Genomic DNA, 12219 nt, shown 5'->3' on the forward strand with positions numbered 1-12219 from the left:
AAACGACAACACCAAGCCCGAACCAGCCACTACAAACAACGAGGCCACGCCCCACCGACTGACCACCCGTCACAGCAAACACCGTTGCAGTACTAACGCCGCGTCATTCGCCGGTGCCCTCGTCGTCCTCGTCGAGGTGGACTGTCGCCGGGTCACGCAGTGGGCGCAGGCCCTCGCGTGCCGGGCGGGCGGCGAAGCTGTAGCGGCCCAGGCAGTTGAGGTTGGCGTGCTTCAGCGGGGAGACCCGGGCCACGTCCTCGTCCAGGACGTCATGCTCCCGCTCCTCGGGCGGCAGGGCCCGCAGGTGGTCAACGGCGGCGTCGATGTAGCGGCTTGTCCAGAGCACGGCGGCATTGAGGACCAGGCCGAGCGCCCCGAGTTGGTCCTCCTGCCCCGTCCTGTATGCCTGCGTGATCTGTCCGCGCTTGCCGTGGCAGAGGTCGCGGGCGAGCTTGTGACGGGACTCCTGGACGGTGAGCTGCCGGTTCATCTGTCGGCGGTAGGTGTCGTCAACCGGGTCGACGACCCGGAGCAGGTGCAGGGTCTTGGCGATCCGTCCGTACTCGGCGAACGCCTGCCCCAAGGGCGCGGGCCGCCCCTCGCGGCCGAACATCCGCAGCAGGTCGTACGCGCGGACCTGCCCGGTCACCAGCGAGCCGGCGACCCGCAGCATGTCCGGCCAGTGCGTGGTGACCTTGGTCAGGTTCACCTTGTTGCGAGCCAGGTCCTCCAGCGGCCCGTACTCGCCGGTCTCCACTCCGGGCATCTCCGCCCGCCAGAACCGCTGGTCGTTGCAATGCGCGATATCTCCGAGACGATGCCGACCCTGGCCGCGATTGCACCGTTCGCGGCCGGGCCCACCCGCATCATCGACGTGTACAACACTCGAGTGGGTGAAGACGACGGTGTCCTCGTCGGGAACCGGGAGCCGGGGGCTCGAAGCGGGCGGAGAAGCCGTCCAGCGCCCCGCTGCTGCCCGATTTGTCTTGCTCACCGCATAGTTGACGGCGGGACACGTCTCCTTGGACGTGCCCCGCCGTTGGTCCCGGGTCGGTTGGTCTACCAGTGGTCGTGGTGCTCGCAGCGCTCGCCGTGCTTGTGGCGCTTGATCCTGGTGGGGTCGGTGGCGGTGTGGGTAGTGGTGTCGCCGCCCCCGGTGGCGGTGGCGGTGTTCGTCATCTGGGTGCGGGCCCTGCAGGAGACGTCGACCTTCAGGGTGATGGGAGGGTAGCTGCTCCCGGCGGGGAGGACATCGCTACGGGTGCAGGTGAGGGTGTTCAGGGTGCAGTTCCATCCCGTGCCACTGATGCTGTCAGCGCTGAGCCGGGCGGGGAGGGTGTCGTGCACGGTGACCGTGGTGCCGTTGGTCGGGGCGGCCCCGGCGGCGTTGCCCACGGTGATGGTGTAGGTGCCATCCCGCCCTTGGGTGAAGTGCCTGGTGTGGTTCTTGGTGATGGTCAAGGACGGGACCGTGTAGGAGATGATCACCTGGCCATTGTGGTTCGCTGGCCCGATGGTGGAGGCGCTGTAGCTCGTGCCGGTACCGGACGGGGTGGCGAAGCTGCTGCCCCCACCACCCCCACCTCCACCCGCCGAGGTGCCCCTGTTGTTGACGGTGGCGCTGCCGCCGCCCCCGCCGGCGAAGTACCCGCCCCCACCGCCCCCACCGGCACCGGTCAAAGTGAGGGCGCAACCGCCGCCGATGCTGCCCCCGGCGCCACCGGTACCGACCGCGGCACCGGAGAACCCGGTCCCCGGCCCCCCGTTCGTGGCCGTACAGGGCACAGCGGTGCCGGCGGCCCCGCCGGCACCCCCGATACTCGTGCTGCCACCGCCCCCACCCTGCCCCGGCGAAGCCCCAGGGCCAGTGGCACTTCCCGCGGTACCGCCGACGGCATCCGGCGTTGTCCCGCCGTTGCCTCCGTTCCCTCCCGTAGAACCCGCTCCGGTGCCACCGGCGGCACCGCCACCCCCGGCGACCACCAGCAAGGAGCCGCCCGTGCTGATGCTGGACGCCCCGCCCCCACCCGGACCTTCGTCCCGAAAACCACTAGCCGGGAAGCTCCCACCTGGGGCGCCGCCGTTGAACCCACCGGCACCCCCCGTCCCGGTGCCGTTGCAGCCTTTGCCGCCGGTACCGCCGACGTTGACGGTGAAGGTCGTCGGTGCGGCGGTTTGCGGGAGGGTGGTGGCCACCCGCGCCCCCGTCCCACCGGTCCCCGTGACGGAACAGGCGGTGCCGGTGTTGTCGGCGCCACCCGCGCCGTCCGCGGTGATCGTCACCACCGCCCCCGCCGGAACCGTCAAGGTCTGCGGAGCGCCGGTGAAGGTGAAGGTTTGCGACGGATCAGCCCTCTGCGCCCGCACTGGCACGGGCCCCGCCGGCGTGGCGGCCACCGGTGGAGCCGTGGCCGCCAGCAGCGCCATACCGGACAGCAGCGCGCACCCCACCGGTACCACCCCCACACCACGCCCCCCACGCCGTCCACCCGAGCCAACCGGATCGGACGCACCGACGGCACCAACCGGGATCGTCCCACAGGCCACGACCCTGAACGCGGCCTTGGGCCGCTGGCGGCTGACCCGGTACCACGGCAGATCGCTCTGTCCACAAGTGCGAGCACTCATCCGCGGGTTCACCTCTCCTCACAGCAAAGCGCCCTGCACCCCTCACGCGACAAGACGCAGGCATGACAGGACACCTGATGGAAAATCATGACAAACAGCAATTAGATAACATTGATCCGATCACTTCGAGGTAGCGAAGCAATGAGAAACCTCGCGTGTCGGCCCCCGACTCCTATCTCTGACACCAGGCGCAAAGTAGGCACGTCTCCGCTTTGGGCTCGTACCACCAGCCCGGCCCCCCAGGCAGAGCCGGGACGGCCTGGGCCAGTGCGACTTTGACCGGGAACTCCACACCCCCAGCCTGCGCGTCCCCGTCCAGAGCAGCGCTCCAGACGCTAAGCCTTGATCCACCGATCTGATGGCTGTGGATGGCCCTTCGGGAAACAAGGAAGTGCCTTGTGACCTGCGATGATGGGAGTTCTTGAGGCTTCCAGCACGCACGATCGACAAGGCACTTCCGAGATGCAAGTTTCCCATACTCCAGCGGCGGTCTCCGCTGCGTTCGATGACCCGAATCTGGTCGCGCATGCCGGGCTGGTTCCGGTGATGCGGCTGGCCGAACGGTGTGGTCTGTCGGCCCTGGTGACGCAGAAGGTGAAGGTGAGCGGGACGACGAACGGTGCGGGGGCTGCGGCGGACGCCGAGGTCAGCAGCATCGTGGCCGGCTTGGCGGCGGGCGCGGACAGTATCGACGACCTCCACGTGCTGCGGCACGGCGCGATGCCGGCCGTGTTCACGGGTATCCGTGCGCCGTCCACGCTGGGCACGTTCCTTCGCGCGTTCACCCACGGTCACGCACTCCAACTCCACGCCGTCCACCGCAGATTCCTCGGTCGACTGGCCGTGCATGCCCCGCTGCTTCCCGGCTCCGACGAGAAGGCGTTCATCGATGTCGACTCCACTCACAAGCGGGTCTACGGCCGGGCCAAGCAGGGCGCCGAGTACGGCCGGTTCAAGGGCATCCGCACCCTGCACCCCTTGCTCGCCACGATCTGCACTCCGCATTCCTGGCCGGTGATCGCCACAGTACGGATGCGCCGCGGCAAGGCAGCCGATTCCCGTGGAGCCCCGAAGTTCGTCAGTGAGGCGCTGGCCACCGCCGTCGAGGCGGGCTGCACCAGCACCCGGATCCTGCGAGCGGACTCGCAGTTCTACAACGCCGGAGTGATCTCCGCCTGCCGCCGGGCCGGAGCCCACTTCTCGATCACCTGCGGGATGAACCCCTCCATCAAACGGGCCGTCCTCGGCATTGAGGTTCCCCCGTCATGCGGGAGGTGCTGATCAGCTGGTCAGCAGGGATTGATGGGTGTTCAGATTCGTTGGTTCGGCCGTCGCCTGCTCGGCGGAGTGCTTCTCCTCGAACTCGATCGGGCTGAGGAAGCCGAGCCGTTCCTGGATGCGGCGGGGGTTATAGAAACCGTCGATGTATTCGAAGAGCGCGAGGTTGGCCTCGGCCCTCGTGGTGAAGGTGCGGCCGCGGATGCATTCGGTTTTGATGAGCATCCAGAGGTTCTCCGCGAGGGCGTTGTCGTACGAGTCCCCGACGGAACCCATGGACGCCTCGACTCCCGCTCGCATCAGCCGAGTTGTGAGCTTGATGGATGTGTACTGACAGCCGTGGTCGGCGTGATGGATGAGCTTGCCGGGCTCGACCTCACGGGATGCGAGCGCGTACTCCAGCGTGGTCAGGACCAGGTCGGCGTCCGCGCGGGCAGAGGTCTCCCACGCGACCACCCGGCGGGAGAAGGCGTCCCGGATCGCCGAGAGCCGCAACGGTCCCTCGCCGGTGGAGATCATTGTCAGGTCGGTGACCCACAACCGGTTCGGCGTCGGTGCGGTGAAGTCTCGGTTGACCAGGTCCGGGGCGAGCGTGGCCTTGGGATCGCGGCGCGTGAAGCCCTTCCGCCGTGGGCTGACGCCCGCGATGGCGGCCTCGCGCATCAGCCGCTCGACCCGCTTGCGGCCCACGCGCGTGCCTTCGCGCTTGAGGCCGGCGTGCACGCGCGGCGAGCCGTAATTGCCGCCGGACTCCGCGTGGATCTCCTTGATCCGCTCGGTCAGTCCGGCGTCGCGGCGCTTGCGCTCGCACGGCTCGCGCTCGGCGCGGCGCCAGCGGTAGTAGGTGGAGGAGGCGATGTGGAGTTCCCGAAGCACGCACTCGACTCCCAGGCGGGGATGCTCGTCGAGGAGCGCGGTCACCTGGGCCGGGCCGGGTCGAGTTGCGCCGCGAAAAACGCCGAGGCCGTCCGCAGCACGTCGTTCGCCCGCTTGAGCTGGGTGTTCTCCTTGCGCAGCGCGACCAGCTCGGCGTGTTCGTCCGTGGTGAGCCGGTCGTCGCGCTCGCCGGCATCGGCCTCGGCCTGCCGGATCCAGCCGCGCAGGGCCTCCGGATGCACGCCGAGGTCGACGGCGAGCTTCTTGATCTGCGGCTTCGGGTCGGAGGTCCGGTACATCCGTACCGCACGCTCACGCAACTCCAGCGAGTACTTTCTGGGGGCGGCCATAGTCGATGTTCCTCTCATGAGAACCATCTGCCCCTCTGTCAACACACTCCGCATCTCGGGGGAACCTCACACATCTGCACGCCCACGGACGGGCTGGGCCAGCAGGAACCGCTTGAAGGCGGCGACGGGCGGGGTGTCCGGCCCCGATGCCCCTCCTCCAGCCCCGTCCGCGAACGCGTTCTGAGGCCGGAGGCAGGCTGGGACCTCTGCCACGACGCCCGGCGCACCTGGCCAACGTCCAGGTGTCGCATGCCCAGGTCAGTCCCCGGTTCCGGCGCTCCTGTCGGCCCACGCCTGGTACCGGTGGTCCACTCTGAGGTCCCGGAGCGGTGCGAAGGCGGGGTCGATGGCCAGCGCCCGTTGGACTTCCTGCCATGCGTCGGACTCTCGGCCGAGTGCGAGCAGAACCCGGGCGTAGGTGTCATGCAGATACAGGTGGTCGCCGCCGTCGGCGCACGCCACGCCCTTTTCGATCAGCCGGAGGGCGTCGGCGAGGTCCTTCGGGGTGGGGGCGGGGTCTTCGGCATGGATGATTTCCCAGGCGAGGAAGTTGGTCGCGTAGCGGACGACCTCGCGCTGGAACTGTCCCTCGTCGGTGAAGTGGAAGATCTGCCAGACCGGCGGCACCAGCCGCATACAGGTCTCGGCGACGGCGAAGCCGTCGCGGCGGTGCTGGGCCCGGTACTGCTCGGTGCCCTCGTCGCCGTGGCCGACCTTGCCGTGGATCCACATCTTGCCGTAGTAGGCGTAGAGCAGGCCGTAGGCGGAGTCGGCGTCGCCCTCGGTGTACTGGGCGATGGCCTTGTCGTACTCGGCGAGTGCCGCCGACCATTCCCCTCGGCCGCGAAGCGCGTTGGCCTGTGTGATTAGGCTGTCGGCCGCCGTTGCCTGCTCGCGCTCGGAGTCGCCGTCGACGCCGCCCTGGTCGCGGAAGTCGATGCGCGCCCCAGGGTAGGCGTCGGCGACCCGTCGGCGGACCTCTCTGGAGAGGGCGTTGTAGCGAAGGTCGATCTGCTCGACGGCGGGCAGGGTGAAGAAGCCGTCGGGCAGCTCGGCCAGCCCGTTGAAGGACAGGTCGATCCTCTTCAGGCTCTGGAAGGCGCCGATTCCGGCGATGACGTCGGCGGTCATCGGACCACGCCCGCCCCTGTCCTCCGCTCCCCAGCGGTCGATCTCCAGCTCCTCCAGCGCGGGCAGGGGATTCGCGAGCACGGGCCGCAGCAGCTCGTGCGGCGGAACCGGTACACCTGTGTGGTCGGTGAGTCCGCTCAGCTTCAGCACCCGCAGCCTGAGCAGCCGGGACAGGTCGGGCAGCGGGGTCTTCACCAGTCCGAGGGCATTGTCGAGGTCGAGTTCCTCGAGGTTGGTCAGGCGCAGCAGTGTGGCGGGGACCTCCTGAAAGAAGTTGCCCCTGAGCTGGAGCTTGCGCAGGTTTGGGAAGCCGGTGAGGGCTTCGGGGAACCGCTTGAGGTACCTCCAGCTCCTTCCCACCATGGAGATTTCTTCCAGGCTGGCCAGGCCCTGCATCGATGCCGGGAACACCAGGTTGGTCTGGTCCGCCACCAGCCGACGCAGGTGTATCAGGTTGCCAGCCGTCTCCGGGAGCGCGAAGGGTGTGATGTCGGGCAGTGCCTCGCCGGTGCCGGAGGGCTTGCTGGACAGCTCTGAGACATCGAGTTCCTCCAGCGTGGTGAGCCGGCCGATGGTGTCCGGCAGCCTGATCGGCCGGTGGGCGGGCTCGGTGGAGAAGTCGTAGGTGGTGTTGCCGGCGATCCGCAGTACGCGCAGCCTGGACAGCCGGCCGATGGAGGCGGGCAGTTCGGCCAGGTCGCAGTCTCGTACCGACAGAAGTTCCAGGTCGGTCAGAGTGCCGATCTCGTCGGGGAGTCGCCCGATGGGGTTGCCGTCCAGGACGAGTGTGCGCAGCCATGGCATCCGCAGAACCTCGGCAGGGAACTCTTTGAGCTTGCGTTCCGACAGATCGAGATGGAGCACCCGGTCGGCCCGGGCACGCGCGACGTCCGCCAGCGCCGCATCCTTCGCGGTCCGCGCACCCGGGCGCAGGACCGGCAGTCCGGCCCGTAGCCGTTCCAGGAACTCCGGGACCTTGATGCTCTTGTATTCCGGGTCGACGACCTCGGTGACGAACGACTCCACGATGTTCTCGCTGCCGAAGTCCGCGTTGTCATCGTTGCCGTAGTTGTCCACCAGGCGAGCGTCGGGGGCGGAAACGCTGAGATCGTGGTTGTAGTTGATGACCCATGGGGTCTCTACGGTGCAGGTCTCCAGGATGCCGTTGTTGTAGTCGCCGTAGACCAGATGGGTGAAGGTGCCGTCCTGGATGTAGATTTCGCAGTCGCCGCCCTCCAGGGTCTCGGCCCGGGTGGTACCGCCGACGTAGAGCCCCGGCAGAAACTCGTAGAGCGCGATCGGGCCGGACACGGTCAGATCGCCGGTGATCACCACCAGGTCCACGTCGTCCAGACTCCCGATCCCGGCGACGGCGTCGAGGAAGTCCCCCTCCAGTACCAGATCGCCGTCGAAGAGCGAGACGTTGTCATAGTTGCCCTCGAAGGAGGCGGAGAGAGCCTGCACGAGGCGAGTGTCGGCCTCTGCGAAGGAGAGGCGTTCGGGTGCGGGGTTGTTGGCCATGTGGGCGACGATAGGACACGGGTATGACAGCCCTTCAATGTCCTTCTGCCCATCGGGCGCACTCGTCGCGGCGCGCGGATCGTGGTAGCCGAACCCGCGCTGTCGGCTATCAGCCTCAGGCTTTCATGAGGCTTGGTGTCCGGCAGGCGGCCGGAGAAGCAGAAAGCGCCCCTGACCTACGGCGATAGGGCTTACTGAGGGTCCTGCAGGTGGTAGTGGAAGAGGCACTTTCCAGGGGAAGGAGAGCGGCGGGTCATACCCGCGTGTCCGGGTCGAGGGTGGTGGCCGCTCGGTGGTCTCGCAGGCCAGGTCGTTGCTGCTGGTCGAGGCGGCTCTCAAGTCCGGCCTGGCGAACGCGATATTGGAGGAATTGGGACCGTGGCGAAAGCCGCAGGCTGCACACGATTTCGGATGGATCCTTCTGGACGTCGCACTCGCGACAGCTCTGGGCGGGGACTGCCTGGCCGGTGTCGGCCTGCTGCGGGCCGATCCGGTCGTGTTCGGCCCGGTGGCCGCCGATCCGACGATCTCCCCCGCCTGGTCTACGCCTTCGCCGCTCCGGACCGAAAGCCTTCGCGGCAATCCGCTCGACACGGTCCCGAGCTCGCCAGTGAGTATGAGCGTTGGTGGGTACGAGCAGTCCGGTAGCCGATATCCAGGTGATCGTGGGAATTGGCGGCGTGCTGGTGATCGCGTGGTCGGAAAAGCAGGACGCCGCCGCGACATGGAAGAAGACCTTCGGTCATCATCCGCTCGTCGCGTTCGTCGACCATCACCGGGCCGGGTCCGGGGGACCAGTGGCCGCAGTGCTACAGCCCGGAAACGGGGGCTCCAGCACTGCGGCCGACTATGTCGCCACCACCCAACTCGCTCCGGCTCAACTGCTCAAGCTCTGGCGAGGACGGTAGGCGCTCATCCGTCCCGACTCCGCCGGTGGCACCCATGCCTTCCGCGACTGGCCGTCGAGACGGGGTCGGTGGCTGTCGTATTCCTCGGAATGACAGCGGACGTCCAGGCCGGCGAGCTGCCGCCAGGCGGCTCAGGCCGCGCGGGCAGCTTTTGAGCAGGGGAGGTCTTGGCCGACTCCGGCACGGTGGGCGAGGGGTCATCCTGTCTGGCCGCCCGCGTCAGGCGGTGCGGCAGGCTCCAGCCGTTAACGACTCGGGGAGCGATAGCTCGGCGGCTTGTGGCCCTGACGTGAGGATGTGTTTGTTGGGTGTGCGGGTCAGGCCACAGGCCGCGCAGTCAACACCGGCTGGAAGAAGTGCGCCTCCTCGACACCGTGCCACGTGACGTTGCCAAACCCGCACTCTCGCACGAGTTCCGCCAGTTCCTCCAGTGCCCAGGCCCGCGACGTCGCCCGCCGGACCCGGACCTGCCAGGTTTCGCCATCCGGCAGCAGTTGCACGTGATCGAAGTCGTAGACGCCGTCGTCGTGCCAGTGCCATAGCTGGAACGTGACCACCTGCCCGGCGTCGCTGTCCGTCACCTGAGGAACCGTGGACTGCCGCCGAGCCTGTCGGGCGTCGCCGTAGTCCCTTACCGAGAGCACCAGCAGCCCGCCGTCTCGCACGACTCGCCGCATATCACCCACCGCACGGCGGACATCGTCCTCGGTCAGCAGGTGCGCCAGCGAGTTGTCCGCACTCAGCACGACGTCGAACGAGGCGTCAGCGAACGGCAGCGAGCGCATGTCCGCAGCCAACGTCGCTACCGCCAACCCCCGCCGCTGCGCGTCCGCAGCCGCTCGAACCGCGGCAGCCGAACTCAGATCGCTGCCCACGATGCGGTGCCCGTGCTCGGCCAGACCGATCGCCTGCGTCCCGATCCCGCATGAGCAGTCCAGGACTGCCAGTGGCTCGGCACCATCCAGATACCGCCGGACCAGCGCGTCCAGAGCATTTCCCTGCCGTGATACCGACAGCGACCAGTCCGCGTAGATCAGGTGGTAGTCCTCGGCAAGCTGATCGTAGAAGTCCTGTGCAGAGTAGGAGGCCATGGCGGAACGCTACTGCTGACGGTCTACGGCTGTAACGTGAATATGGCCGCGCGGGTTGGATTTGTGTGACGAAATCGTGGGCCCGCGCGGCCTTCGCCCATCCTCCCCTGTCCGGTATCAGCCGGGAGCATCTTGGCGAGCTTGTCGCTGAACTGGCCCCGAAGTGGGGGGGCGCAGCAGGAATCGGCTCTGGCCCAGCGACGCGGGGGCGATCGGCGGCGCGCCGAAGGAGCCGGCCCGAAACACCAGTTGGTGTTCCTGGATCGGCTGCTGGTGACGCTGGTGAAGCTACGCCATGACCTGCCGGACGCCGCGCTGGCCGAGTTGTTCGGGGTGGACCGCTCCACGATCTCCGGGGCGGTCCGGCAGATCAGGCCACTGCTGGCCGCGCGCGGGTTCGCGGTGCCGGACCGGCCCGGGATCAGGCTGCGCACCCTGGAAGACGTGTTCGCCTACGCCGCCGCCGAGGGTGTGGAGCTGCGGATCGACGGCACCGACGTGCAGGTCCGCCGCCCTGCGGCCGGGCCGCAAGGCGTTCGTGTCTGGCAAACGGAAACAGAACACAATCAAGACCACGACGTTCACCGACGGCCAGGGCCGCACCCTGTTCTCCGGGGTGGCCCGGCCGGGCCGGATGCACGATCAGACCGCGGTGCGCACCGAGGGCATCGCCGAGTGCTTCCGGCAATTCCCCGACGTCCAAGCCGAAGTCGACGAGGGCTACAGGCGACTGGCGAACGAATTCCCCGGCCAGGTCAGTGCACCGCCCAAGGCGATGACCCAGCAGGAGCGGGAGACTGCGCCGCTGGGCGAGCAGTACGCCTGGCGGGAAGCCCGACGCAGGCAGTCCTCGGTGCGGATCTGCGTGGAACACGCCAATGCCGAGTACAAGCAGCGGCGGCCGATGCAGCGCTACACCGGCAGCCGCGAGAACTTTGCCGGGACCCAGGCCGCGATCGCCGGTCTGGTCTCCGACCGCTCGGCCCGCCGAGCCACCCGCCGCGAGACCAGCACCGAACTGGTGCTGGCCCGCCCGACGGCCTGCTGATCACGCCAGGGCCGAAACGCCGGGCCGCGACGCCCCGACCTCAATCGCTCCCCGAGTCGTAAGAACCACTTCTGCTGATCGGCCTGCCTGCCTTGCCCGTTGCCACCGCCCGCCCGATATCGCTGACCGCCTCGCAGAGGCACCGGCTGAAGAAGATGGCCTACGGGCACAGGACTCCCCACCAGGCCCGGATCCGAGCGCACGTCGTGCTCCACGCGGCACGGGGCCGTTCCAACGCGTGCATCGCCCGCGAGACGGGCCTGCATGTGGACACCGTGCGTACCTGGCGAGGCCGCTTCGCCGACGAGGGCATTACCGGGCTGGCCGACCGCCAGCGCCCCGGCCGGCCACCCTCGTTCACCGCCCTGCAGACCGCCCAGGTCAAGGCCCTGGCCTGCCAACTACCCGCCGAGACCGGCACGCCGCTGGCCCGCTGGTCGTGCCCGGAACTGGCCCGCGAGGCCACGGCACGAGGCATCGCCCCGGCCCTGTCGGACTCCACCGTGCGCCGCTGGCTGGCCCAGGACGCGCTCAAGCCCTGGCAGCACCGCTCCTGGATTTTCATCCACGACCCCGATTTCGGACCCAAGGCCGCCCGTGTGCTGGATCTGTACGCGCGCACCTGGCAGGGCGAACCGCTCGGACCGGACGAGTACGTCATCAGCGCGGACGAGAAGACCTCCATCCAGGCCCGCTGCCGCTGCCACCCCACCCTGGCCCCCGGACAGGCCCGGGCGATGCGGGTCAACCACACCTACGGCCGCGGCGGTGCCCTGGCCTACCTGGCCGCCTACGACGTCCACCACGCGAGGGTGCTCAGCCGCACTGAGCCCAGAACCGGCATCGACCCGTTCATGAACCTGGTCACCCAGGTCATGAGCCAAGAGCCCTACGCCAGCGCCAAAAGGGTGTTCTGGATCGTCGACAACGGCTCTTCCCACCGCGGGCAGAAGGCCGCCGACCGCTTGACCAGTGCATTCCCGAATGCGCTCATGGTCCACACCCCCGTCCACGCCTCCTGGCTCAACCAGGTGGAGATCTACTTCTCCGTCGTGCAGCGCAAGGTCGTCTCGCCCGACGACTTCACCGACCTGGCCCAGGTCAGGGACCGGCTCCGAGCATTCGAAGACCGCTACAACGCCACAGCACAGCCATTCCAGTGGAAGTTCACCACCTCCGACCTGGACGATCTGCTGGCCAGACTCGACCGACACACCGCCGATCATCAGGAAGCATCCTCCGCGCAGCCAGCTACATGATCAACCCCCGAAGGACTCCCGACGTTGACCACTAAGCCTTGATCCACCGGCCAGCGCCTTGTGGATAGCGGCTAGGAAAACGAGGAAGTGCCTTGTGACCTGCAATGATGGGAGTTCTTGAGGCTCCAC

7 protein-coding genes and 3 pseudogenes are annotated in these 12219 nt (G+C 68.1%); 4 read left to right on the top strand and 6 right to left on the bottom strand.

Going from position 1 to position 12219, the window contains the following annotated elements; genetic code table 11:
- Nucleotides 1–103: 103 nt before the first annotated feature.
- Together ACZ68L_RS45410 and ACZ68L_RS45415 are read right to left on the bottom strand one after the other, a co-directional pair.
- Nucleotides 104–805, bottom strand: a pseudogene (locus ACZ68L_RS45410) (Tn3 family transposase); the annotation flags it as partial.
- 254 nt (nt 806–1059) lie between these two features.
- Complete coding sequence (locus tag ACZ68L_RS45415; RefSeq protein ID WP_469590546.1) at nt 1060–1488, bottom strand: hypothetical protein; 429 nt, start codon at nt 1486–1488, stop codon at nt 1060–1062.
- Between the two features lie 1602 nt (nt 1489–3090).
- Between ACZ68L_RS45415 and ACZ68L_RS45420 the strand changes: the two genes are divergently transcribed.
- Nucleotides 3091–3909, top strand: a complete 819-nt coding sequence (locus ACZ68L_RS45420) for a transposase (protein ID WP_469590549.1) — start codon at nt 3091–3093, stop codon at nt 3907–3909.
- On the opposite strand, the gene ACZ68L_RS45425 is transcribed toward ACZ68L_RS45420, so the two are convergent.
- From ACZ68L_RS45425 to ACZ68L_RS45435, 3 genes are all read right to left on the bottom strand, one after another.
- Nucleotides 3910–4827, bottom strand: coding sequence for an IS3 family transposase (locus ACZ68L_RS45425; protein WP_469590553.1), 918 nt, complete (start codon nt 4825–4827; stop codon nt 3910–3912).
- Entirely contained in the window at nt 4824–5132 is a 309-nt protein-coding gene (locus tag ACZ68L_RS45430) for a transposase (RefSeq protein ID WP_469590556.1), read from the bottom strand. Before ACZ68L_RS45430 ends, ACZ68L_RS45425 begins: the two co-directional genes overlap by 4 nt.
- Nucleotides 5133–5390: 258 nt before the next feature.
- Entirely contained in the window at nt 5391–7784 is a 2394-nt protein-coding gene (locus ACZ68L_RS45435; RefSeq protein WP_469590559.1) for a leucine-rich repeat domain-containing protein, read from the bottom strand.
- Between the two features lie 184 nt (nt 7785–7968).
- On the opposite strand from ACZ68L_RS45435, the pseudogene ACZ68L_RS45440 reads away from it, so the two are divergent.
- Nucleotides 7969–8773, top strand: a pseudogene (locus ACZ68L_RS45440) (transposase); the annotation flags it as partial.
- A 236-nt stretch (nt 8774–9009) separates the two neighbouring features.
- Here the strand turns inward: ACZ68L_RS45440 and ACZ68L_RS45445 are convergent.
- The gene (locus tag ACZ68L_RS45445; protein ID WP_469590562.1) at nt 9010–9783 is read right to left on the bottom strand and encodes a class I SAM-dependent methyltransferase; all 774 of its coding nucleotides are present in this window, start codon (nt 9781–9783) and stop codon (nt 9010–9012) included.
- Nucleotides 9784–9848: 65 nt separating this feature from the next.
- Between ACZ68L_RS45445 and ACZ68L_RS45450 the strand changes: the two are divergent.
- Together ACZ68L_RS45450 and ACZ68L_RS45455 are read left to right on the top strand one after the other, a co-directional pair.
- Nucleotides 9849–10831 (top strand): annotated as a pseudogene (locus tag ACZ68L_RS45450) (transposase).
- A 92-nt stretch (nt 10832–10923) separates the two neighbouring features.
- Nucleotides 10924–12090: an IS630 family transposase gene (locus ACZ68L_RS45455; RefSeq protein WP_469590565.1), complete on the top strand. Its 1167-nt coding sequence runs from the start codon at nt 10924–10926 to the stop codon at nt 12088–12090.
- The last annotated feature ends 129 nt before the right edge of the window (nt 12091–12219 follow it).

It is taken from the genome of Streptomyces sp. NPDC104309, from assembly GCF_055584025.1.

Excerpts from the sequence above, each read along its gene's own strand:
- ACZ68L_RS45420 (WP_469590549.1), top strand. The coding sequence starts at position 3,091 with ATGCAAGTTTCCCATACTCCAGCGGCGGTCTCCGCTGCGTTCGATGAC.
- ACZ68L_RS45430 (WP_469590556.1), bottom strand. The coding sequence starts at position 5,132 with ATGGCCGCCCCCAGAAAGTACTCGCTGGAGTTGCGTGAGCGTGCGGTA.
- ACZ68L_RS45435 (WP_469590559.1), bottom strand. The coding sequence starts at position 7,784 with ATGGCCAACAACCCCGCACCCGAACGCCTCTCCTTCGCAGAGGCCGAC.
- ACZ68L_RS45445 (WP_469590562.1), bottom strand. The coding sequence starts at position 9,783 with ATGGCCTCCTACTCTGCACAGGACTTCTACGATCAGCTTGCCGAGGAC.